The sequence below is a fragment of the Pseudomonas sp. FP2196 genome (assembly GCF_030687715.1).
Taxonomy (GTDB): Bacteria; Pseudomonadota; Gammaproteobacteria; order Pseudomonadales; family Pseudomonadaceae; genus Aquipseudomonas.
In genome coordinates, this window is record NZ_CP117445.1 from 2,460,979 (window position 1) to 2,483,232 (window position 22,254).

Genomic DNA, 22,254 nt, shown 5'->3' on the forward strand with positions numbered 1-22,254 from the left:
GTCAGTCGAGTTTCTTGTTGACGTCCACCAGCAGGGCGGCGATCTCTTTGCGGCGCCCGGCGTCGGCGCTTTCCCGGCCCGGACGCGGCGCAGCTTGCAAGGCTTTTTGCAGCGCCACTTTCGCTTCAGCGTAGCGTTTCTCACGGTAGAGGTGATCGCCCCAGAAGTACAGGCTGTCGATGCCATTGGGATTGAGTTGCAGCGCCTGCTTGAGCAGTTGCTCAGCCTTGTCGCTGTCGCCGAAACCGATCGGCCAGCCCGGTACGCGGTCATACAGCGCGGCGAGGCTGGTGTAGGCCGAACCTTGCAAGGCTTTGGGATCGAGGGTCAGGGATTTTTCCAGGTCCGCCTTGGCGTCCTTGGCTTTGCTCAAGGCACCGAGCCCACCCTCGGCGCCGGCCCAACTGCTGGTGACGATGCCTTTCCAGATCCAGGCTTCGGCCACGGCCGGGCGTTGCGTGGTGAACGCCGTGGCTTCGCTGGACAGTTGCTCGAAAGCGGCGGCGCGCTGTTTCTCGGCCACTTCGTATTGAATATGCGCCCAGCTCTGCTGGATGCCGGTGAGGCGTTGTTGATCAGCGGAATCCAGCGCCCAGACACTTTGACTCAGGGCGGCCAACAACAGGCATGCGGACAATTTTTTCATGGCTTGAAGGTCTCGTTTTCAGGTTTTTCACTGAGGCGGCGGATCAGCGGCAACTGCTTGCGCAGACCCCGATCAACCAGATGTGGCAGCAGGTTGTTGAGGCGCACGAAGAAACGTTCCGGCCAGCCCAGATACAGGTCGCGACGGTCGCCTGCAATCGCGTGAATCACCGCCGACGCCACGGTTTGCGGATCGTCGACGTTGGCTTTGAGCGCATCGTTCAAAGCTTGCGCGGCGGCGCTGTTCATCGACGTACGGGTGGCGCGTGGCGCGACGTAGAGCACGCTGACACGGGTGTCGGCCAACTCCCGGCGCAGCGCTTCGGAAAACCCGCGCAGGGCAAACTTGGTCGCGCAATAACTGGCATAACCGGGGTAGCCGATCGAGCCATAGGTCGAGCCAACGTTGACCACCATCGCGCTGTCGGCCTGCTTGAGCATTGGCAGCAACAGCTTGGTCAGGCAGATCGGCGCGCTGATGTTCACCGCCAGCATCGCGTTGATGTCGTTGTCATCGAGCTGCTCAAGCATGGCGAAGTGGTTGACCCCGGCCGCGTTGATCAGCAGGTTGATGCCGCCGATGGCTTCGGCGGCGGCCAGCACTTTGCGTCGGTCGCTGAGGAAGGTCAGGTCGGCGGCGACCCAGCACAGGTTTTGCGGATAGCGCTCAAGCAGCGGCAGCAGCGCTTCCTGATGTCGGGCCACGGCCAGTACCCGCGCGCCGGCGGCGCACAAGGCGTGGGCGATGGCCATGCCGATGCCGCCACTGGCACCGGTCAATACAACCCGCGCCTCACGCAGCTGCATGTTGAACCTCCGTGTTGCGTGGCAAGCCACGGAACATGTCGGTGTACAGGCGATAGACGACTTTTGACGCGTGAATCACCGCCGCCTGATCTTCTGGATCTTCCAGTTTGTTCATCAGTCGGCGGTAAGTCTGCATGTGCTCGATGTCCAGCGAACCGTGGGAACTCAAATAACTGAACGCCGTTTCCGGCAACCCCAGACGCTCGCGAATACTCCCCGCCGCGTGGGTGGCCAGGGCAATGCTGGTGCCTTCGAGCACGTTGACCATGCCGAACAGACCCACCGGATTACCTCGGGCGATCAGGTCGTAGAGGAAGCTGACCATCAACTCGATCGACAGCGACGGCTGCCCATCACGCACGGCGTCGCGATCACCACCACACGCGGCGATGTCGTTGAGCACCCACTGTTCATGGCCGTACTCATCCTCGATGTACTCGCACACCGCTTTGCGCAACCACTCCAGACGCGACGGCAGACGAGCGCCGCACGCCATCATCAACGGCACGGTGTGGCGCACGTGGTAATAGGCCTGAGCAAGAAATGCCCGATAACTCTCAAGGCTGACTTTGCCTTGCAGGGCATCCAGAATGATCGGCAGGTTGAACAGCTCGTGGCGTTCCTGTTGCGTGGCTTCTTGCAGGGTGTCGAAAAAATTCATAATGCGGATTCCTCGCAGATAACGGATTCAGTCAATTGGGTGTGGTAGTGCGCAACGATGGCTTCGCGGCGCGGGCGGCCATTGGCGGTGAGCAGGCCATTGGCGGCGCTGAAGGGTTGGGATAGACGCGTCCAGCGGTGTACCTGGGCGTAATCGGGCAAGACCTCGTTGGCTTCGGCGACAGCAGCGGCCAGCTCCGCATCGCTGCAATCGGTGCGGTGCGGCCATAGCAGCGCGTGGTTCTGCGGCATCGCCTCGCCATAGACGAACGCCTGGGCGATGTGGCGACGCTGGGTCAGTTCGGACTCGACCCATTCCGGGTTGACGTTGCGCCCGAAACTGGTGACGAACTGATGCTTTTTGCGACCCTTGAGATAGAGAAAACCTTCCGGATCGAACTCGCCCAGATCACCGCTCGGCCACCATTCATCTGCGTACGGCGCATCGCCCAGATACCCCAGCAGCGGCGAGCCCTTGATCAGCACTTCGCCATCCTCGGCCAAGCGCACTTCAATATGCGGCAAGGGCCTGCCAACACTGCCCGGACGCCGCGCACCGGGGCGATTGAGACAAACCACCGAGGCACATTCGGACAAGCCATACCCTTCATAAACCGGCAGGCCGACACGCTGGGCACGGTGCAGCAAATCCTCCGAAACCCGTGCGCCACCGACGGCGGCAAAACGCAGTGTCTGCGGATCGAAGGCTTTTTGTTCGGCAGCGCTGACCAGCATCAGCAACAGCTGCGGCACCAGAATCAGACTCTCCGGCGCACGGCTGGCCAGATAGCCCAGCAGGCGCGGCACATCGACGCCGCTGGCGCCCTGAATTCCGAGGGTTTTCTGGCTCGGCAGGCTCAATATCGCACCGGCATACAGCGCGGCATAACACCCGAGGTTTTCCAGCAGAATCGCCAGCGGCAGCAAAGCCATGTGATGTCGTGGCGAGGTGGGTTCGCTGGCCTGATGCAGCTCACGCGCCACGCGCAACACACTGTCGGCACTCAAACACACGCCTTTGGGCGTGCCGGTGGTGCCAGAGGTGAACGTCAGTTTGGCCGTGCCGGCGGGCATGCGGCTCGGACCGCTGAATGTGCGGCACCAGAACTCGCCATTTTTCACGTAACCGCCCGCGAGCAACTCGGCTTCCAGATCCGGCTCGGCGATCACCCGTTCGGCCTGACTCTGCTCCAGACAATGGGCACGTTGCACCGGGCTGAAAAACGGCGGCAGCGTCACACAGGTCAGGCCTTCGAACAGCACGGCCAAATCCCAGAGCATCGCGTCGACGCCGTTATCCAGCGCCAGTGCGATCACCTGCACGTTTTCATCGCGCAAGCGCTCCTGGCGATACATCACCTCGGCGTACAGGGTCGTGTAATCGATTTTCAGCGTGTCGCCCCACAGCGCGATCGCGTTGTCATTACGCCCGGCATGGCTGCGCAGGGTTTCCTTGAATCGTTGCAGTTCAAGCGACATGGAAAGCTCCTTCAATCGAGGTCGGCAGCCCCAGGCGTGTGAACAGGCCGATATTGCGCAAATGGATAAACCCGGCGCGGATGTTGCCGACATGGACCCAAGGTTTGCTTTCGTAATAACTGCCCCAATGTTGACGCTCGTCACCCAGTCGCTCCGGGTCTGCGGCGCACAATGTCACCGGGTTCAGGCCCAGACGATGGAAGCTGTTGACCAGCCCGATATTGCCGGTGAACGTCACCCACTCCAGACCGCCCATGGCCAGCAAGTAGGTGATGGCGATAATGCTCAGGCGTGCACTGCCGGTGTCGCTGGCCGCAAGGTTGCCGACTTCGACGATGCCGTCGCGCGTCACCGGGCGATCCGCCGCCGCGCTGATCAACGGCTCAATCGGCTCATCCAGATAACGCTCCAGGAACAGCGACTCCAGATGGGCGCGACGCACACCGGCCACCGCACTCAGCTCACCGTCGGCGTTGTGCATGCCGAACAGCTCGGGCATGAAGTGGCGGATGTCAGCGCCGTGGGCCTTGCGAAAGCGTTGCTGAATGAACGCTTCGAACGCTATTCGTTGTGCGTCGTCGGGCAACGCATGGGTCAGCGTCATCTGCGGTGTTTCGGCCTGGCCGAAATGCAGGGGCAGGGGGATGTTCCAGTCGAAATCGGGCATGGGCAGAACGCCTCCCTCAAAGATTTGAGCGAAGTATCCGAGCCATTTCTTAACGAAGTCTGAAGGTAAAAAAAGGTTAATCTACGGGCCGATCTTCAGACTGTCTTAAGACTGGCCGGGCAGGGTGACACCGTCGGTTAGCCCGGCGAAAGGAACGTGACCGTCGAGCCCATCGACCGTCATCCACGACAATCACGAGGCGCATCTTATGACTCGCGACAACGCCGCAAGCCGTTATGGAAAACTCTCAATCACGATGCACTGGCTGATGCTGGTGCTGTTCGTCGGCGTTTACGCCTGCGTCGAAATCAAAGGCTACATGCCCAAGGGCAGCGAAGCGCGCGGCCTGCTGATGGGCTTTCATGGCCTGTTTGGCGCGAGCATCTTCGCCCTGGTGTGGCTCCGCCTGCTCGGCCGCCTGACCCCACGCCCACCAATCACCCCCAAACCACCGGCCTGGCAGACGGGCATCGCGCACCTGACGCACCTGGCCCTCTACGGCTTGATGATCGCCACCCCGATCCTCGCCTGGCTGATGCTCGCCGCCGGCGACAAACCGTTTCCGTACTTCGGCTTTCACGTACCAGCCCCGGTCGCCATCGACCCGGACCTCGCCAAACGCCTGAAGTACTGGCATGAACTGATCGGCAGCAGCGGTTATTGGGTGATCGGTCTGCACGCGGCGGCGGGGTTGTTCCACCACTATTGGGTGCGCGATAACACGCTGGTGCGGATGCTGCCGGGCCGCACAGGTTCACGCTGACCCCCTGTAGGAGTGAGCCTGCTCGCGATGGCGCCTGTTCAGTCAGCATCGAGATTGACTGAACCACCGCGATCGCGAGCAGGCTCACGCCTACAGTTTTTTGCAGTGTCCGGTAGAGCAGGGCAGTTGCCGGAACCGCACTTCGCGTCCACGCTTAGGCCTTGCCGACAAGGAGCGTCCGCCGACCCTCCGTCGCGACCCAACGGAGCGTGCAGCATGAGCGAAGACAACAAAGTAAAAGGCCCTGCCTCGTATTTCCCCTCCATCGAGAAAAAGTACGGCCAACCCATTGACCACTGGCTGACCCTGCTCGCCAGCGTTACCGACAAAAAACACATGGAACTGGTGGCGTGGCTCAAGGAAGAACATGGCATGGGCCACGGGCATGCCAACGCGCTGGTGGCGCATCATTTGGCAGCGGCCAAAAAGTGAGGGCAGGGCAGTGATGAACTTCACCCACCGGCCCGTGTTGGCCGAAGACGTCAAAACCGTCTGCGGTTTTCCGCAAGGCGAGCAAGAGCTGTTCTTCATGTTCCCGAAAGCAAACTACCCGCTGACGCAAGAGCAATTGCACACGGCAATCAGCCAACGCTTTGATTCCACAATTTTTGAGGCTGACGGCCAGATCGTCGGCTTCGCCAACTTCTACCGCGCTGAACATAACGGCATCTGCTGCATCGGCAACGTCATCGTCGCGCCCAACGCACGCGGCCAGGGTGTGGCTGGATTCATCGTCACGACCATGACCGCATTGGCGTTCGAAAAGTATCAAGCCGATGAGGTGCAGATCTCCTGCTTCAACCAAAACACCGCCGGCCTGCTGCTCTACCCGAAACTCGGCTTCGTCCCGTTCGGCATTGAAGAACGCCCCGCACCGGGCGGCGGACGCTCGGCCCTGATCCAGATGACAAAACGCAGAACCTGAGCAACCCACCAAACCTGTGGGAGCCGGGCTTGCTCGCGATAGCGTAAGCCCGCTCTACAAAATCCAAAACCCACCACAATCCGCTGTAGGAGCGAGCCTGCTCGCGAAGACGCCCGCCCAGTCACCCCTAACTCGCTGAACAAAATAAACAGTAAACAGCGCCACTGTTTAAACGAAGCTTCCCGCAACGACCCAAGCCCTACAACGTCTTGCGCCATCGGCTACGACTACGCCAGAATCCGCCGGCTTGTGCGTCTAGGTCGCGGGTTCTATCGTTTGTCGGTCACTGAAAAACAGTGATCGGGTTTGGTAGCCCGGTGTTAGATGTACAGCTCCATCATCGCCGAGATTTCTTCGTTTCGGATTTATGGTGGTCATGTACAGGGCGTCCTAGGGCGCGCCGGATCCTAACACCCGGTCTACCAACCTGTGCATGGCCGCCACCCTTCGTTTGGTAGCGAAAGGGTGAAGCCTCCTCTAAATGTGTTAGGAGCTTCATCTATGTTCAAAGTAACGCCGAACCCACCAGTGTCCGACCCGACATCCCCCTACGAATCCCCCGATTCCAAGAAATTCCACGAAGCCGCCGAGCGCGCCCTCGACCACTACCTCAAACCCTCTGACCAAATCATGGCCTGCACCAACGAACCCGAGCGCATGTTCTTCGCCAACCCGAAATACGACACCGAATCGCTGCTAGCCAACGCCAGTGAAACCCTCGGCTCCGCCAGCGAAATGCTAAACAACTTCGCCGCTACACTCAGCAACGCTCACCGAAAAAACGCGCTAGGCATCGCGCAAGTCGTGATGCTTGCCGAATTGGCAGTCAACCAAGCGCTGGATAAGGTCGAAATCTCCAAATAACCCGGCCAGTAAGACGAGGGGAAACCCTCGTCACAATCCACTGTCTCAACCGGGCTGGCACACGGCCACGCCTTGCGCCCCATAGCCTCGGCTGTCACCCTTTGGGCCGTTCTCAAGGATCAGAACAAGGAATCAAGGATTGAGCGGCTACGTCCCCAACCCCCCGAAAAACCGTCGCTACGAAGAAGCCAAACCCGTCGATATCCACGCCCAGCACTGGGCTGAATACGAAAAACACGGCAAAGAACCCGCGCCCGCGCCTGAGAAAATCGGCATCGCGCTGCGGATTGGGGTTTTCTTTGATGGCACAGGTAACAACGCGAACAACGCCGCCGCTGGTTTGATATGTGGTGCGCATCATCCGATTGCACCCAACGACATCGATGCCAGCTGCAAGCCGTATATGAGCGATCCGGACAGCAGTTACGGTAATGACGTTAGTAATGTGAAAAGGCTGAGTGATCTGTATGACGCTCCTGAAGTAGCCGAAGGCGAGGGGCTGCGAAAGCAGGCATTCCGTATGGTGTATGTCGAAGGTATCGGCACCCGATCAGGTGAAGAAGACAGCACATTGGGAGCTGGCGCCGGGCGTGGCGAAACAGGCGTTGCCGGGCGCGTTCAATCTTCGTTTGTGCTCATCGAACAACGTATCAATGAAGCAGTGAAAGAAAATCCGGGGAGTGAAATTGTCTCGTTGAGCTTCGACACTTTCGGATTCAGTCGCGGCGCGGCAGCCGCTCGGCACTTCGCGAATGAGATCGTGCGTGGAAAACAAGGCCCTCTGGGCGAAATCTTTCGCAGCAATTCTGATGTCTTCAGTTCGTCCTTCGTTGATCAATACCAAAGCGACATAAATATGGGCTTCATCGGTCTGTTCGACACGGTGCCGTCAATTGCTGGCTGGTCCAATTTGGGCAACATCAAAAGCGCTGTAGCACCAGGTATCAGGCTTTACCTCGACCGACGCTTTTTCACCGATGTTGTCCAACTGGTTGCTCGGGATGAATGCAGAGGTAATTTTGCCCTCAGTCGCGTGGCGATGGACCATCCAGAAATTGTCCTGCCCGGTGTGCACTCCGATATTGGTGGTGGCTACCTCGAAGAGGCTGAAGAGTGCGTACTCATCAGCCCAATGCAAACTCTTGAGGTGTCCATTAATACGGATGTCACCACCACATCGATCTACCAGGATGCGGTGAAGGTGAGAAGCCAGTGGCTAAGCAAAGGCTGGCCCTCCGAAATGCTGGAGATCGTTACACCACCGGCACTCCTGATGCCAATCGACCCGCAAGATCGATTGGGTCCACGCGTTAAGCGAGTCTATGCTGCCTTGCAGCTAAAACGGCCGGTGAGCGGAATGCTGGCTAGAGTTTGCCTGCGCGTAATGCATCAACAGGCAAAAGCCAAGGGAGTGCGTTTCAACGATATTCCCGAGACCCCTGAGTTTGTAATTCCGGCAGAACTTCAATCCATGTGCGATCGATTTGTCTCTGGTGACTACAGCACCACGCTGGAAGAGGAGCAAATGCTCAAACTCAAGTACATTCATACTTCCGCCAACTGGAACCACCCACTTGGGCGAAGGGATGGAAGTGGCTTGCGGGCGGTATATATCAACGCCCCCACGGCAGATGCAATACGAGTAAAACACCCGCACGTACCTGACTGGACGCTTTGGTAATGAAATTATTCGCAACCTTGCTGTGCGCACTGTTTGTTGCTGGTTGTCACGCTGACCCCTTGTCAGCAAAAAACGACCCCAAATCGCCATGGTGGGAACTCGGCTTTACCGAGCCTCGCTATATGAAAGTCTGGGTTGAGGACACCTCCGTCGAAGACATCAAAGGAAAGACGCTCCTGCACACCGGCGGCGGATCCGCTTCTGGCGGACAGCCAGAAGACGGAACGGAGTCTGCGCGAGGCTGGCACGGCTTGGGCAGCTCCGCAAAAGCGGTGGTGGGTGCTGATCTCCCCAAACGAATCTTCGTTCGCTGGCAATCCATCGTAGAGCCTCAAACCTATAGTGTTTGGATCGATATACCCGAAGAAGCCAGGCAATTGATGCTGACTTCGGTCAACCAGCGCTGCTCGAAAACGCCAGAGAAAAGAGCTACCTATATTTCTTCGGTTTATCTGGGCTTGGCCCCCGGTGGCATCGTACAAGTTTGGGTAAGAGACTCATGTCACCACCCGGTCGTAGTGGCGAAAGCAAAGGCTGAAATCGAGCCGTTGGGGCCGAGTCAGGGGAAAACGCAGGGAAGATATGCTTATCCAGTCAGTGAAAAGTCCAAGCGTTATATCGAGAAGTGGGGCATTCCTTACGGTAGTTGGTAAGCGGTAAGCCAATGAAGCTAAGCATCACTTTGCTTCTGAGAGCCAGTTCCGCTGGGCTGGCGCGACCCAACGCCCAGGCGTTTGATCATTGCCGCTTCAACCGGAGTACTTGCTTGCAAACCGGCATAAATCACGTTCGGTGGCTTGTGCGGACGCATTACTGCGCCAGCGAATGCCGAACTTTGCTCGCTAGAACAGTTTGCGATTCCAGGGATAATGCCTGGCCAACTTGATGGGCTGGCCAGGTCCTCAGAGATGAAGGCTATCTAACTGCGACCACAAGCTCCATTTCAAGAAGCCCATTACTCGGCAACCCAGCGACACCCAAAGCTGAGCGGGCATGGCGTCCGTGCTCGCCGAACACGTCTACCAACAACCGCGAAGCTTCGTCGAGAATTTTCGAGTAGTTCTGATAACCGTCTTCGGCGTACACGAAGCCACGCACGAAGAGAATACGCTCAACGTTATTCAGGTCTCCCACCGCCTGTTCGAGCGCGCTCAAGGCACGTAATACGCAGGTCCGGGCCGCTAGTGCCAAGATCTCATCAGATGTACCGACGCGTGCCGGTCCCGTGATTACGCTAGCGGCCAGCCGACACACCTGTCCGCTGACGTACGCCACGCCGTTGTAAACCACCACCGGCACATAGTCGCCTTGGGGAACCGGTGCCTCGGGCAATCGGAGATCCAGAGCTTTCAGCTTTTCTCGCACGCTCATACAGTGATCTCTGCAAAACTTACTGTACCGCCGAGCCAGCAACCCTGAACCTGACCCTCTGTATCCCGCCGAAAGCGCAACGAAATCTCAGAGGGGCGGCCCATTGCCCAGCCCTGGCGAACCCGGACAGGACGCTCGTCTGCGGTGACCAAGCCGTTTTCCAACAGTCCAAAAGCCAGTGCGGCTGCGGCGATGCCGGTGGCTGCGTCTTCGGGATACCCAGAGGATTTAGGGAACTGCCGCGCATTGAATTGCCGGGCGTCAAGATCTGATGGCGCGTAGGGATACAAACCGGTCGAACCGATCCTTTCGCACAATTGCTCAACTCGGCGAAAATCTGGTTTCAAACCATCCAGCACCTCAACGCTTTTGAGTGGAATCAGGGTTTTGATTCGACTGGTGGCGGCATTCTGAATCGGCAGGGGAGCCAGTTCATTGGAACTGATGCCCAAGACCGAAAGGATATCCGCCTCGACGTCCAGTGCCGAAAGCGTTTCGACTTGGCCTTTAGGCTGGGTGATTTCGACTTTCACTGCTTCGGAGCCGTTGCGCGACACCCGTGCTTCTACGCGACCGCTCAGGGTCCAGATCGAGAGTTGATCCTTGGATAGCATCCCCAACTGATCCAGCAACCACACAGCACCAACTGTGGCATGTCCGCACATTTCCATTTCGTGGTTAGGTACCCAGAAGCGAAAGGCATAGTCGTAATCGGTGCCAACAGGCGGCGAGCATACGAAGCCGCATTCATGGCCATACGTCTTGGCTACAGCCTGCATATCTGTCCCGCTCATGCCATCGGCACAGGCCACGGTAGGTGCCGGATTGCCGCCATTGCGGGCGGCAGGGAAGACGTTGACCATGTGAACTTCTGGTCTCATTTCGTAACTCCTTGAGCGTCCGATAAAACCGGTGTAGCCGCGTCGACGATTGCATTGGTGAACACCGCTTTCGGGTCGAGGCTGACCGGCTCGGCCTCAACGGCATTCATGAAACTGATGTTTTTTTCGATGCCCGACAATTCGACCCTTGGTGTGGCCGGGTAAGACGGCAATGAAGCTGTCCATGCCGCATCGAAAATCGCTGCGCCGGTGTGGGCGAAATACGGCCGCACGGCTTCACGGGCCTTGCCTGGATCTGTTGCAATCAGATGCTCGGCACGCCACAGGGCTTTAACCATTTTGCGCGCGGTATCGCTGTTGCTGAGCAACCAGTCTTCCCGAGCGATCATCGCGGTGAACAGAAAGCCATTAAGCGGCTGGTATTCACCTTTGGCCAAATCCATTAGCACAAAGCCGCCTTGCTTCTCGGCCGTCGTGGTGGTGGGTGGCGACAGGGAAAAACCGTTAATACTTCCCTGGGAGAAGGCAGCAAGCATGTTCGGCGCCCCACCAATCGGCATTATGGTCATGTCCCTGTCCGGACTTAGACCTGCGTTCTTGGCTAAATAGCGCACTACCATGTCGGTAGTACTGCCTGGGCCGGTGACACCGATTTTCAGGCCTTTTAAGGCTTGGGCACGGGCAGCCAACGGTGATGTTGCGGAGACGCCGGCCTTCTTCGCGGAATCAGCATCAACCACTACGGTGCTGCCAAATTGAGTCTGTACCGATGCGAACGCCTGTACATTTTGTCCCTTGGAACGTGCGCGAATCGCTACCGCAGGCAAGCCGACGTAAGCATCAGCATCACGCCCGAGTACGGCTGTAAGCGCTGCGGAACCACCTTTTTGAAAGACGATTACTTCGATGTCGAGACCTTCTTCGGCGAAGTAGCCAAGCTTCTGCGCGACATAAATCGGCACATATAAAAAGCCTTCACTGGGAAACGCCAGTTTGACCTTAGTCAACTGAGCGGCCTGAGTCGTGAAGCCACAAAGCAACAAACTGGCGAATGCAGCCGCCGTCACGAAACGTTTGAACATGATGAGCACTCCGGATATTCAATCGGGTGGATTTTCAGACTGCCTCTTCACGCTCGGCGTCATTGGCTTTCCACGGCATCAACCGGCGTTCTGCCAGTTTCACCGCGGTATTGAGGATCAACGCTAAAGCAATAATGCCCACAAGTGCGGCGAACACTCCGGCGGTGTCGAATTGCGACGCCGCATCGGAAAGCAAATAGCCGAGGCCGCGATTGGCGGCGATGATTTCGCCGACCAGCGCTCCGATCAGTGCGTACGGCACCGACAACCGCAACCCGGTAAAAACCCAGGTGAATGCCGATGGGATCACCACCATGCTAAGAAGATCACGCTCACGTGCCCCCATTAACCGCAGGATGGTCAGTTGCTCTCGAGACACGTTGCGCACACCGCTGTAGGTGTTGAGAAACACCAGGAAGAACACCACCGCTGCGGTCAGGATGACCTTCATCGGCAGGCCAATACCGAACCAAAGGATGAACAATGGCGCGAGTGCTACTTTTGGCAGGCTGTAGAGCGCCGTGAGGAACGGGTCGAGAATGTCGGCCAAAACTTTAGCCCGCCCCAGCAGTAAACCAGCAGCCAGACCCGCCACCGAGCCGAAGAAGAAACCGAGGACCGCTTCTAATGTGGTGATCCCCGCATGGTAGAAAAACACTCCGTTTAGCAGGATTTTCCACAAACTTGCCGCTACGGCTGAGGGCCGACTTATGAAGAACTCCACACCGAACCAGCGGGAAATGCTTTCCCACAGCACCATCAGGAACACGAGGAACAACAAGCGATAGACCTGAATCATAAGGCCTCCAGGGAGTGGGCCAGCGAGGATGGATCGGCGGCACCGGCGATGTCCGGGGCCAGGCGTTGCCAGAGGGCGGCGCAGAGTTCGAGGTAGTGCGGATCAGAGCGCAGTTGCACGAGGTTGCGCGGCTGCGGCAGCGAGACGTCGAGCACGTGATCAATGGTCCCGGGACGCCCGGCAAACACCACGCAGCGGTCGGCCAGCGCGACCGCCTCGTCGACATCGTGGGTGACGAACAACACGGTTTTCTTTAGTTTTTTGCACAGCCGCAACAACTCGGTTTGCAGGGTCAGGCGCATCTGCGCATCGAGGGCGCCGAAGGGTTCGTCCATTAGCAACGTCTCGGGGTCGCTAGCCAGCAGGCGGGCCATGGCCGCGCGTTTACGCATGCCGCCGGATAACTGATTTGGGTAGCTGGCGCCAAAACCAGTCAAGCCGACCAGAGCCAACAGCTCCTCGACTCTCTCCTGAATTTCTTGCTTGCCGAGACGGCGGATCTGTAGCGGCACGGCAATGTTGCCAGCCACCGTGCGCCAAGGCAGCAAGTGGTCGGCCTGAGTCATATAACCGACACGCGTGTTGACGCCTTTGACCTCTGCGCCATCGTAGTGAACCCGGCCTTCGGTAGGGCCAAACAGCCCAGCGGTCATGTTCAGCAAGGTGGACTTGCCGCAGCCCGAAGGGCCTACCAAAGTGATGATTTCGCCACGCTGAATCTCTAGCGACACGTTTCGCACAGCTACAAATTGACGCCCGTCGACCTTAAAGCTCTTTTGCACGTCAGCAAAACTGATGAATGGTTCTCGCCTCACGGCCCTGTCCTCTTGTTGGTTTGGCAGAGCTTCAGGATGCAGGGTGGGGAAAATCGCGGCGCACGAGATCGGGCCTGATCATGTGCGGAATCGGGCCATGGACTATCGGGAGAGTTTAACGGTTGGCGTTTCGGCGGAACTCGTCAGGCGAGCAACCCAGTACGCGTCGGAAAACGTGGGCCAGATGGGAAGGAGATTCGTAGCCGACACTGTTGGCAACCTCCAGCACCGACATGCGCGTGTGCTGCAATAGGTTTTTCACCCGTTCCAGTCGTATGCGTTGAACGTAGGCCAAAACTGATTCACCAGTGTGCTGGGCAAAAAGGCGAGTGAGGTGGCGTCGTGAAACATGGAAGGCCTTAGCGATATCGTCCAGCCCCGGGGACTGTTCAAGGTTGCCATCCAAGTAGCGCTGGATATCACGTACCAGTGCCGCGCCATGACGTTCTGTCAAAGAGCGTTGTAGGCTCGGTTGGCTCAGGGAAATTGCGAGGCATTCGAGCAATAACAGGTGATCTGTCTGGGTAATTTGTCTGCGTCGATCCACGTAATGATCCGGCTGACTGAACGCCTTTTTCGCAAGCAACAGATGGTGTAGAGGTGGGGATGCGTGCCAGATGCCCAGCGTCGGCACCCGCAATAAACGATTGGCATCGCCGGACAGATCACGCAGGGCGTATCCCATGTAATCAGGGTCGACATAAAACGCAACGTGACCCTGACTAGTAGTCATTGACGAAGATGAGTGGCTCCATTGTGGCGGCACCAACACGAACTGACGATCTATCACCGATGTTGAGCGGCCGCTCTCTTCGTCCCTGAAGCGCAATAAGCCATGCTCCGGAACCATGAGCATAAACTCATCATGCTCATGGGCGCCGGTTTCGTAGGCACCGTTCGAATTAAAGACGCTGTAGATTTCACGCATTGGCTACACCACATCACGCCATTCGGATCATCAGCATTAATACGCTGCGGTGAGGGAAACCTCAAGATTGAAAGGGATGGGTGGCCCGACGGGTCACGTAATTGGCTATACGAGTTACACCAATAACGGCACGTGTTATCGGATCAGTCGTGGGACGCGGTTCGACTTGCCAGCAGGGGTATTGCCTAGAGTCAGGATTTGATCTGCGGACCCAGCAATAAAACCGTGCAGGTCTTCCTGAGCAGAATCGATGTCCGTGACTAATGACTTCCAGATCGGCGGATGGCAGCTAATCGCCGTTTTCTGCCTCTCGCCAAGGGCAGTAATCGGCCATAAGAAGCCGGTCGATCCAGTCATTTCCAAGGATAGCGGGATTGTGCAATCTATTGTTTGAGAGTGAGCCTCTCTATAGGCTATCGACCCATTTGCTTACGGAATCTCTTACATGGATGCAAATTCTGTAATCGCCAGAAATTTCGTTGGGTGCGAAGCGTTCGAAGACGCTTCGTTCATTGGACGATTGCACGAAGCAGAAATCTGGGATCACGACGAATACTGGTTACTGGAGTGGGCGTTGTACCAACTTGCAACAGAAGCGAGCTTCAGCCTAACGCTCTTTCAGCGAGTGTTTGAAATATTTAGCTATAGCTTTCTGCTGTTTGGATGCCACCTCGATCGCAAGGATGGCTTCAAGATCCGCAACCTCAAAAGAAACCAGGTTTACGATTATCGTGAAAGATTCAAGATGGTTTTCGAAGGCTTCTTCGCAGGAAAAATGCCGGCACCAACTCGCTTTGACGAAGCCAATCCGTGGCTCGTAGAGCGTTAATTTGATGCCTGTACGGGGATTGATAGCGGCGAACGTCTGAGGGGAAAAATGCAAATGGACCGCCTGCTGAAGAAGCGGCAACTGAATGTGCAGGAACAGAATGCTGTAACTGCCGATCGCCTGATGAAAACCGCAAGATTCTGGCGTGATGCCGGCGTTCCCGATGCCTTGGCACGTTTTGGCGAGAGCCAAGGCATTGATTGGTCAGAAACCGTCGTACTTGATCTTGAGATCGACTTTCCCGGAATGCCACGCCTTTATGGCTTGATACTCAATCAAGCGGAACGGTTCATCGCGTTTCAAATTGAGACGGACAGTGATCATCAACATGTTGAATCTGTGAGCCAATGGGAGGACGTGTCCGCTCATCAGAACTATACGGTCTCACAGAGAGGTACTGGCAAAGGCTTTGCGGTGATTGCTTTACAGGTGATGTGTGAAGTTCTTGCGTAGCGACAGGCCCCGATTGTCACGCAAAGGATTTAAAAGTGATGCGTCCCTGATTGTTAACAGCAGGGCTGGCGACAGGCAATTATTGGCCGATACCAGTCCTTCATGATCGGCTGCTTATTATTGGCGGAATCTGGTTCTCCCTTGATTTCGCACCTGTTCAACCTTTGCCAGATCTACTGAATCTCTTTATGAAGTCATCCCGCGATGATGTTGAATGCAGTTGCTGCCAACACCTCCCCATTAACCATCACCCTTACCCCATGCCGTCCCAAAAAATGCTTCCGCGTCGTAAAATCCTTAATCACTTGGCGCCGTCCCACCACCACACTCTCATACCCCGCCAACACCACCGTCTTCAACTTAAAAACCTTCCTAGAAACCCCGCCATTCGCCTTCACATAGTCAATCGCATAATCGATCACCAATCGTTGCTCTTCCGCCACCGTCGACTTCACCACAAACGACAACGTAATCGCTTCCCCGAGCCTTACTACCGCCGGCTCAACCTTCACATCCAGCAACTCGACCTCAGGCTTCCCCCCAGCGCCAATCACCGTCAACGCCCGCAAATCCCCCAGCTTGATCAAACTCCGCAACGCATGCTTGGCAATCCAGGCCGTGTGTTTGTTCTCCTGCGACCAACCTTCAATCGTGTCGAGCACCCACTCCGGATGCACCTTCGTCACGTCATTCAAATGATTCGCCACGGACTTGCGCACGTACAAACTCTCATCCGCCTTCAATCGATCCAGTATCCCGGCGGCCAATTGCGGATCAGCCTGCACTGCTTCGAGCCGAAATGACCATGGCAGGCGAGGGCGGCTGCCTTCGCTGGCGAGGCGGCGGACGTGGTGGTTTTCGTCTTGGGTCCAGTCGTGCATTTGTTCCAGCGAGCGTTCCAGGTCGCTGCGCAGAAAGTGGCGGATGGCGAATTCGGAAGAGCCGAAGGTGGTGAAGTATTTCAGGGCTTCCATGGAGGTATCGAAGGCGTGCGCGCCGAAGCTGGCGACGTAGTGCGGCAGGCACATGCTGACGAATCCACTGTTGAGCCGTGGGGCGAGTTCGCGCAGGACTTCGAGGGAATCTTCGTAGTCCAGCGGCAGCACCGCATGTAGGCTCTCAGTCACCCGCGCCATCCGCTGCATCACCGACAACTCAGCCAGCCCATCATTGGCATGCTTCAAAAACGCCTTGGCCTTAAACGCCGGGTACACAGCGCTCATTTCTGTGGCGATGTGTTGCAAACGCTCAGCGTTAAAGATCTCTTTCAGTGCCGGTGCCGCGGTTTCAGGTGCGCTCATGATCAGGTCATCGGCGTGCTGACGAACGCTTCAAGCGTTTCAGCGTAGGCGGTGTATCGGGCGATGTGCGGGTAGCGCGCCACATCTATTCGGTCGGGGACGACGAGGTCGGTGAAGCTCCAGGCGACGGCGAGGCTGATGCCGGCCTGGCTCAGGGTGCCGTCGGTGGGCAGACCGTTTTTTTCGAGTTCGTGTTCAAGCGCAGTAAACGCCGCGGCGAGTTGGCCTTCGACGCGTTCGACCCACGGTTGGTATTGATTGTCGGCCGGGCGCAGGTTGCGTTCGTAGTAGAGCTGCACGGCTTTTTCGCACGCGGCGAGGCTGAGGCCGATCAGGCGCAGGGCGTGCGCGCGCTGGCTCAACTCTTTCGGCAGCAGGCTTTTGCCGGCGACGGTTTCGAGGTAGTCGAGGATGAGGGTCGAGTCCATGAGGACGACGCCGTCGTCGAGGATCAGGCTCGGTGCCTTGACCACCGGGTTGATCTGCTGGAATTGCTCGAAGTGGCGGAACACCGACACCGACTGGTGTTCCAGGTCGATGTCCAGGCGTTTGGCGGAGATCGCCACGCGGCGCACGTAAGGTGAATCGAGCATTCCGATCAGTTTCATGACGCGTTCCTTCAAGTCGAACCGGTTGGGTAGGCATAACCTAGCCGAGCCAGAGGGAAATGTCAGTTGTCGAATCCGGCTTGTTTATAAATCTCTCATGACCCCGGCGAAGGTGGGCTTTGTGCAGTCCATGAGGTCGTTCTGTATAAAAGCTCTAGCCTGCCGATAACCTTGCTCGCAGGTCGTTGTTAGCCGTTTGTCTTCTATATACAGCCGCTCGACTGAATTTCTTGCTATAAACGCACTCCGATGACCGCTGTGAAGCGTGTGTCAGAGCAGTTTCCGGGCTTTGTCGGACAAATTCCCTGTATTTACAGTTGCTGAGGCCTCAATCGGGCCTTAGACTGCCGCCCCTCGTAAATTGAGTGCCGGGTGGCGTTTGCAATAAACGATGCCTTTTCGTCGACCGGACACGGTTCGCCGGAACGCTCCCTATTTCGCCTTAATGCACGTTTTTTTATAGAGATATCAATGACAAAGGACAAGTTGCTGGCGATGCCGGCAGATGACTACATGAATGCAGAGCAACACGCTTTCTTCACTGAGCTGTTGCAGAACATGAAAGTCGAAACCCATGAGCGCATTGAGCAAAACCGTATCGCCATCGAAAGCCTGGACACCCCGGCTGACCCGGCGGACGCGGCTTCGGTTGAAGAAGAGCGCACTTGGCTGGTGAACGCGATCGATCGCGACCAGCGCATGCTGCCGCAACTGGAACAAGCCCTTGAGCGCATCAAGGAAGACAGCTTTGGCTGGTGCGACGACAGCGGCGAGGCCATTGGCCTGAAGCGCCTGCTGATCAGCCCGACCACCAAGTACTGCATCGAAGCTCAAGAGCGTCACGAGCAGATCGACAAGCATCAGCGTCAGGCCTGATTCCTGAGGCGACCCGCCGATTGCGGGTCGTTCTGAAAAGATCGCAGCCTTCGGCAGCTCCTATAGGGGGTTGCAGGGGCTGCGATCTTTGTTTTTGCTCGTCTGCGATATCCCGAGCCGTTCCATTGACCTGCTGCAAGCCCCCACGACTAACGGACCATAGATAATGGCGTTGTAGTGGCGTTTAATGCAGTCACAATAATGAGAACAAGCGTGGGGTGTTGATATGACGAGAGACGGATCTCTGGTTGGGGCTTTGCCTGCACCAGTGCTTTTGCCGAAAAACCGCTGGATCGCACCGACCCTGCAAAGCATCGCCCTGATGCTGTTGCTCGCCGGCATGACGCTGGGTGGATGGTCGCTTTACGTGGGCATGCCGTTGGCGGTGCTGATTGTCTGGCTGCCGCGCCTGCGTGCCCGAGCCGTCCCCGATGTAACACCTGCCGACTCCGGCAGTGCGATTTCCGAACTCACACGCGACCTTTCCTACACCACCAGCCATAACGCCTTGTCGGCGGCCGGGGTGGCGTTTTCGGTCAAGGAACTGGCGAGCAAACTCGAATCGCAACTCGATGCGGCAGCGCGGATTGTCAGCAATGCAGAGGTGATGATCGCCACCGAACACGCCACTTCGCAACTCAGCCGCGAAGCGTTGGCGGCCGCCAGTGAGGCGCATCACAGCAGTGCAGCGGGGCGAACCGAATTGGTCGATTCGATCTCGCGCATGCATCAGCTCAGTCAGCGCGCCAATGCCAGCCGTGAAATGATCGAGGCCTTGAGCCTGCGCAGCGATGACATTCAGCGGGTGACGCTGGTGATTCAGTCGATTGCCAGCCAGACCAATTTGCTGGCGTTGAACGCGGCGATTGAAGCCGCGCGGGCCGGTGAGCACGGTCGCGGATTTGCAGTGGTGGCGGATGAGGTGCGCGGCTTGGCGGCGCGAACGGCGTCGGCGACGGGCGAAGTCGGCGAGATGGTCGCTGACATTCAACAGCGCACCGCCCAGGTCGTGGAGCAGATTCGCGAACTGTCCAGCGATCTGCAAACCGGCGTCGAACAGGTCGAGCACACCGGCCAGCATCTGGACAACATCGCGCGATTGGCGGCGGGGGTGGAAAGTCAGGTCGGCGAGATCGCCCGGGGTGCGGAGACCAACCGCGAGCAACTCGACAGCCTGTTCAAAGCCATCGAGCAAATGCGCAGCGATCTGGCGGTCAGCGATCAGCAGACCCGTCGCCTCGCCGAAGCGGCGGTGCAGATGGAAGGGCAGGCGGAAACCATCAGTGAGCGTCTGGCCGAAGTCGGGCTGGATGACTATCACCAGCGCATCTATGACCTGGCGCGCGAAGGGGCGAGCCAGATTGCCGCGCGTTTCGAGGCAGATGTCGAGCAGGGGCGGATCAGCCTCGACGATCTGTTCGACCGTCAGTATCAGCCGATCGCGAATACGCAACCGGCCAAGTTTCAAACCCGATTCGATCGTTATACCGATCAGGTGCTGCCGGCGATTCAGGAACCGTTGCTGCCGCGTCATGAGGGATTGGTGTTTGCCATTGCCTGCACGCAGCAGGGCTATGTGCCGACGCACAATCAGGTGTTCAGTCAGCCGTTGACCGGGGATGCGCAGGTCGATGCGGTTAACAATCGCACTAAACGCAAGTTTGCCGACCGCACCGGGATTCGCTGTGGCAGTCATCAGCAACCGGTGTTGTTGCAGACTTACACGCGCGATACCGGTGAGTTGATGCACGACTTGTCGGTGCCGATCACGATCAAGGGGCGGCACTGGGGCGGACTGCGTTTGGGCTATAAACCGGAGAGCCCGCGCTGATCGATTGTTGCGGTTGATGCAATGAATCTGTGCACGGACGTTGCTGTTTCCTCCTCGAGTAAATCTTTAACATGCCTACATAGTTAGGTAGCTAATGATTTGAGGAGGTCTGCATGTGCAGAGTTGATGTTGCCGTGATGATTGGCAGCGGTGTACCCGCCGGTTTGCGCGCGATGGGGCGAAGTGTTTGCTGGGTGGTTTTGCTCAATGGTGAGCGGCGCGGTACTGCGTTTGCCAGTCGCGACGAAGCTGAGGAGTGCAGGGCCGCATGGCTCGCGCAGTTGCAGGCCGCGCCGGGTGACAGCCTGCACTGATCGAGGTTACTTACCGTCGTGAAGGCGTACGTTCAGTTCGTCGAAGACGATTGCTCTGTCGTCGTCTTTGCCAATCCACTCTTGAAGCGTTTGCTTCTGAGATTCTGACCAGAAGGGCGCATCGACTAGCTTGGTCTCAGCGTCCAGTGGATGCCCATCGATGAAATCATCGATATCTGTTTCCTCTGAAGGCAGACCCAACTGGTCGAACAGGGTTTTCAAGTTATAACCTTCAAGATCCATCATTTGCTCCTTCTGATGTGCGCCGGTATGGCGCAGTCGATCACTCTCTTTATCTGAGACAGTCGCTGGCCAGGAGTTCGATTTGCATTTCAAGTGAGCGGGCGAGGGCGCACGCTTCGTTGTGATCTTCGCGGAAACCTCTTGCGCGGCCGGTCGATTTTTCCTTGATGTGGAAGAAAGCGTTGCCCGCCGGTACGACTTGAAAGCGCGGAACCATATCCTTTTGTTCGTGTTCCGGCAGAACGTTCATATCGGCGACATGCAGGATAAGGGGCGATTTGAGTCGGGCGTCAGTGGGCATGGCGAAGTGAGTCAGAGTGCACATATGAAGTCCTTTTCATCGGTTGGCAGATATTTACAGGCCGTTTCGGGTAGTCGTAATGAGCATCGCTGCTCTAGAATCGCCAGTGCTTGTTGACGACAGGGCTTATCTAAAGCAATTTTTCGCGTGTGATATGTCGGAAAATTGCTTTTTTTCGTGAGAATTTTCCCTAAAGTTCGTAGTCAGCTTTCTTCAGTCGCCGGTAAGGATTATTCCTTCGAGCTTTGGCGACATTGGAGTGAGTTTCGCGAGTGACAATCCAGTAGTCTTACGAACCTCGCGTTGAATGAGCAGTCTGCTCAGTTCGGGCTTTTATTTGAGTCATTTGGCAGTTCCATCGGCCTGGCCGTTTTTTGTCGTGCGCGTTTTCCGTGTACGGTTTATTCAGATGTGGGGATGTTTCTTTGGCAGTCAGTAATCTCGATATGCATGCTTTGTTCGTGTTGGGTGATTTGCGTGCAAAGCTGGTCAAGCTGTTCCAATCACGTTTTGTTTACATCACCGAGCAAAACGCTGAAGGCATCTACGTTGCCGAAATCGACACTGAAAGCGCTTTGGTGGTCGATGACAAACCGGGCCTGAAGCTCAAGGTTGGCGATCATTTCAGTGCGTCGGTGTTGCCCAGCCGTGAAGGCGGCAAATTGGATATCCGTTTTCGCGAAATCAAACTGACGGTTTATGGCATTGGCGATTACGCCTTCGTCGAGACGGCTGATGGCCACGCGATCCTGTTCAAGGAAGGTCATAGCGTGGTGACCGTGTTCGCCGCCCATGCGCAGTTGCAGGAAGGTCTGACCAAGACCCTGAAAGCCGTCACCGCCAAAGCCGCGAAATGGCGCAAGGGTGAACTGGTGACTTTCAAGGCCAGCGAGTGATCGGTGGTTTGAGCCGCGCCGATTTCCATGCGCAAAACCTCGACAGTGCGCGCGATGAGGCCCGGCGGTTGTTCGCCGCGAAGGCAGAGTTGCAGGGCGCCTGGCTCGGTTGGGTAGCCGCGCAGATCTACACGTTGCGCCCGGCGGAATACGCCAGCATGGTCAGACGCGAGCTGCAAAGCTTGCAGGAAAAGTCTGAAATCTGACCTCGCCCAGAGTCTGGCCCTGAAAAAGCAGGAACCTCGGCTACAGTCAGTTGACTGAGTATGCAGAG

At 57.2% G+C, this 22,254-nt stretch carries 28 protein-coding genes; 13 read left to right on the forward strand and 15 right to left on the reverse strand.

Annotation, left to right across the window (positions count from 1 at the left end):
* Position 1: 1 nt before the first annotated feature.
* Genes PSH79_RS11100 through PSH79_RS11120 form a run of 5 tightly spaced genes read right to left on the reverse strand, consistent with a single transcriptional unit; the run spans position 2 to position 4,258 of the window.
* Positions 2–646, reverse strand: a complete 645-nt coding sequence (locus tag PSH79_RS11100) for a tetratricopeptide repeat protein (protein ID WP_305442763.1) — start codon at positions 644–646, stop codon at positions 2–4.
* Positions 643–1,452: an SDR family oxidoreductase gene (locus PSH79_RS11105; RefSeq protein WP_305442765.1), complete on the reverse strand. Its 810-nt coding sequence runs from the start codon at positions 1,450–1,452 to the stop codon at positions 643–645. The genes PSH79_RS11100 and PSH79_RS11105 overlap by 4 nt, the downstream gene beginning before the upstream one ends.
* Positions 1,439–2,113, reverse strand: coding sequence for a TenA family transcriptional regulator (locus PSH79_RS11110; protein ID WP_305442767.1), 675 nt, complete (start codon positions 2,111–2,113; stop codon positions 1,439–1,441). Before PSH79_RS11110 ends, PSH79_RS11105 begins: the two co-directional genes overlap by 14 nt.
* Positions 2,110–3,591: an AMP-binding protein gene (locus PSH79_RS11115; RefSeq protein WP_305442769.1), complete on the reverse strand. Its 1,482-nt coding sequence runs from the start codon at positions 3,589–3,591 to the stop codon at positions 2,110–2,112. The genes PSH79_RS11110 and PSH79_RS11115 overlap by 4 nt, the downstream gene beginning before the upstream one ends.
* Positions 3,581–4,258, reverse strand: coding sequence for a thermostable hemolysin (locus PSH79_RS11120; RefSeq protein WP_305442771.1), 678 nt, complete (start codon positions 4,256–4,258; stop codon positions 3,581–3,583). Before PSH79_RS11120 ends, PSH79_RS11115 begins: the two co-directional genes overlap by 11 nt.
* 208 nt (positions 4,259–4,466) lie before the next feature.
* Here PSH79_RS11120 and PSH79_RS11125 point away from each other — a divergent pair, with 208 nt between their 5' ends.
* The 6 genes from PSH79_RS11125 to PSH79_RS11150 all read left to right on the forward strand — a co-directional run bounded on the left by PSH79_RS11125 (position 4,467) and on the right by PSH79_RS11150 (position 9,144).
* On the forward strand, positions 4,467–5,021 hold the full coding sequence (locus PSH79_RS11125; RefSeq protein WP_305442773.1) for a cytochrome b: 555 nt from the start codon (positions 4,467–4,469) through the stop codon (positions 5,019–5,021).
* 216 nt (positions 5,022–5,237) lie between these two features.
* Positions 5,238–5,453 carry a DUF4287 domain-containing protein gene (locus PSH79_RS11130; RefSeq protein WP_305442775.1) on the forward strand — a complete coding sequence of 72 codons (216 nt, stop codon included), beginning with the start codon at positions 5,238–5,240 and terminating at the stop codon, positions 5,451–5,453.
* Positions 5,454–5,466: 13 nt separating this feature from the next.
* Positions 5,467–5,946 carry a GNAT family N-acetyltransferase gene (locus tag PSH79_RS11135; protein WP_305442777.1) on the forward strand — a complete coding sequence of 160 codons (480 nt, stop codon included), beginning with the start codon at positions 5,467–5,469 and terminating at the stop codon, positions 5,944–5,946.
* Between the two features lie 501 nt (positions 5,947–6,447).
* On the forward strand, positions 6,448–6,810 hold the full coding sequence (locus PSH79_RS11140) for a DUF6124 family protein (RefSeq protein WP_305442779.1): 363 nt from the start codon (positions 6,448–6,450) through the stop codon (positions 6,808–6,810).
* A 139-nt stretch (positions 6,811–6,949) separates the two neighbouring features.
* Positions 6,950–8,491 (forward strand): DUF2235 domain-containing protein, encoded by a 1,542-nt coding sequence (locus tag PSH79_RS11145; RefSeq protein WP_305442782.1) that lies wholly within the window; start codon positions 6,950–6,952, stop codon positions 8,489–8,491.
* Positions 8,491–9,144 (forward strand): DUF2931 family protein, encoded by a 654-nt coding sequence (locus PSH79_RS11150; RefSeq protein WP_305442785.1) that lies wholly within the window; start codon positions 8,491–8,493, stop codon positions 9,142–9,144. The genes PSH79_RS11145 and PSH79_RS11150 overlap by 1 nt, the downstream gene beginning before the upstream one ends.
* Positions 9,145–9,406: 262 nt before the next feature.
* Here the strand turns inward: PSH79_RS11150 and PSH79_RS11155 are convergent, their stop codons facing one another.
* The 6 genes from PSH79_RS11155 to PSH79_RS11180 form a co-directional block, all read right to left on the reverse strand.
* The gene (locus tag PSH79_RS11155) at positions 9,407–9,862 is read right to left on the reverse strand and encodes a RidA family protein (RefSeq protein WP_305442787.1); all 456 of its coding nucleotides are present in this window, start codon (positions 9,860–9,862) and stop codon (positions 9,407–9,409) included.
* Complete coding sequence (locus PSH79_RS11160; protein WP_305442789.1) at positions 9,859–10,743, reverse strand: PhzF family phenazine biosynthesis protein; 885 nt, start codon at positions 10,741–10,743, stop codon at positions 9,859–9,861. Before PSH79_RS11160 ends, PSH79_RS11155 begins: the two co-directional genes overlap by 4 nt.
* The gene (locus PSH79_RS11165; protein WP_305442791.1) at positions 10,740–11,786 is read right to left on the reverse strand and encodes an ABC transporter substrate-binding protein; all 1,047 of its coding nucleotides are present in this window, start codon (positions 11,784–11,786) and stop codon (positions 10,740–10,742) included. The genes PSH79_RS11160 and PSH79_RS11165 overlap by 4 nt, the downstream gene beginning before the upstream one ends.
* Positions 11,787–11,820: 34 nt before the next feature.
* Positions 11,821–12,585, reverse strand: a complete 765-nt coding sequence (locus PSH79_RS11170) for an ABC transporter permease (RefSeq protein WP_305442793.1) — start codon at positions 12,583–12,585, stop codon at positions 11,821–11,823.
* The gene (locus tag PSH79_RS11175; RefSeq protein WP_370872624.1) at positions 12,582–13,400 is read right to left on the reverse strand and encodes an ABC transporter ATP-binding protein; all 819 of its coding nucleotides are present in this window, start codon (positions 13,398–13,400) and stop codon (positions 12,582–12,584) included. The genes PSH79_RS11170 and PSH79_RS11175 overlap by 4 nt, the downstream gene beginning before the upstream one ends.
* 115 nt (positions 13,401–13,515) lie before the next feature.
* Positions 13,516–14,328 carry an AraC family transcriptional regulator gene (locus PSH79_RS11180; protein ID WP_305442797.1) on the reverse strand — a complete coding sequence of 271 codons (813 nt, stop codon included), beginning with the start codon at positions 14,326–14,328 and terminating at the stop codon, positions 13,516–13,518.
* Between the two features lie 445 nt (positions 14,329–14,773).
* Here PSH79_RS11180 and PSH79_RS11185 point away from each other — a divergent pair, with 445 nt between their 5' ends.
* Both PSH79_RS11185 and PSH79_RS11190 read left to right on the forward strand, forming a co-directional pair.
* On the forward strand, positions 14,774–15,157 hold the full coding sequence (locus PSH79_RS11185) for an Imm41 family immunity protein (RefSeq protein ID WP_305442799.1): 384 nt from the start codon (positions 14,774–14,776) through the stop codon (positions 15,155–15,157).
* Positions 15,158–15,211: 54 nt separating this feature from the next.
* Positions 15,212–15,610, forward strand: a complete 399-nt coding sequence (locus tag PSH79_RS11190; RefSeq protein ID WP_305442802.1) for a hypothetical protein — start codon at positions 15,212–15,214, stop codon at positions 15,608–15,610.
* Positions 15,611–15,804: 194 nt separating this feature from the next.
* On the opposite strand, the gene PSH79_RS11195 is transcribed toward PSH79_RS11190, so the two are convergent.
* On the reverse strand, positions 15,805–16,911 hold the full coding sequence (locus PSH79_RS11195; RefSeq protein WP_305442805.1) for a DNA alkylation repair protein: 1,107 nt from the start codon (positions 16,909–16,911) through the stop codon (positions 15,805–15,807).
* A 2-nt stretch (positions 16,912–16,913) separates the two neighbouring features.
* A complete protein-coding gene (locus PSH79_RS11200; protein WP_305442807.1) occupies positions 16,914–17,519 on the reverse strand; it encodes a glutathione S-transferase in 606 nt (201 codons plus the stop codon).
* A gap of 471 nt (positions 17,520–17,990) precedes the next feature.
* On the opposite strand from PSH79_RS11200, the gene PSH79_RS11205 reads away from it, so the two are divergent.
* From PSH79_RS11205 to PSH79_RS11215, 3 genes are all read left to right on the forward strand, one after another.
* Positions 17,991–18,395, forward strand: coding sequence for a TraR/DksA family transcriptional regulator (locus PSH79_RS11205; protein WP_003225981.1), 405 nt, complete (start codon positions 17,991–17,993; stop codon positions 18,393–18,395).
* A 607-nt stretch (positions 18,396–19,002) separates the two neighbouring features.
* Entirely contained in the window at positions 19,003–20,226 is a 1,224-nt protein-coding gene (locus tag PSH79_RS11210) for a methyl-accepting chemotaxis protein (RefSeq protein WP_370872654.1), read from the forward strand.
* 113 nt (positions 20,227–20,339) lie between these two features.
* Positions 20,340–20,540 carry a hypothetical protein gene (locus tag PSH79_RS11215; RefSeq protein WP_305442820.1) on the forward strand — a complete coding sequence of 67 codons (201 nt, stop codon included), beginning with the start codon at positions 20,340–20,342 and terminating at the stop codon, positions 20,538–20,540.
* 6 nt (positions 20,541–20,546) lie between these two features.
* Here PSH79_RS11215 and PSH79_RS11220 read toward each other — a convergent pair whose 3' ends face one another.
* Together PSH79_RS11220 and PSH79_RS11225 are read right to left on the reverse strand one after the other, a co-directional pair.
* Entirely contained in the window at positions 20,547–20,783 is a 237-nt protein-coding gene (locus PSH79_RS11220) for a DUF2789 family protein (RefSeq protein ID WP_305442822.1), read from the reverse strand.
* A gap of 49 nt (positions 20,784–20,832) precedes the next feature.
* Positions 20,833–21,108, reverse strand: a complete 276-nt coding sequence (locus PSH79_RS11225; protein WP_305442823.1) for a hypothetical protein — start codon at positions 21,106–21,108, stop codon at positions 20,833–20,835.
* Positions 21,109–21,530: 422 nt separating this feature from the next.
* Between PSH79_RS11225 and PSH79_RS11230 the strand changes: the two genes are divergently transcribed.
* Together PSH79_RS11230 and PSH79_RS11235 are read left to right on the forward strand one after the other, a co-directional pair.
* On the forward strand, positions 21,531–21,980 hold the full coding sequence (locus tag PSH79_RS11230) for a hypothetical protein (RefSeq protein WP_305443921.1): 450 nt from the start codon (positions 21,531–21,533) through the stop codon (positions 21,978–21,980).
* A gap of 8 nt (positions 21,981–21,988) precedes the next feature.
* Positions 21,989–22,186 (forward strand): hypothetical protein, encoded by a 198-nt coding sequence (locus PSH79_RS11235; RefSeq protein ID WP_305442824.1) that lies wholly within the window; start codon positions 21,989–21,991, stop codon positions 22,184–22,186.
* Positions 22,187–22,254: the final 68 nt, after the last annotated feature.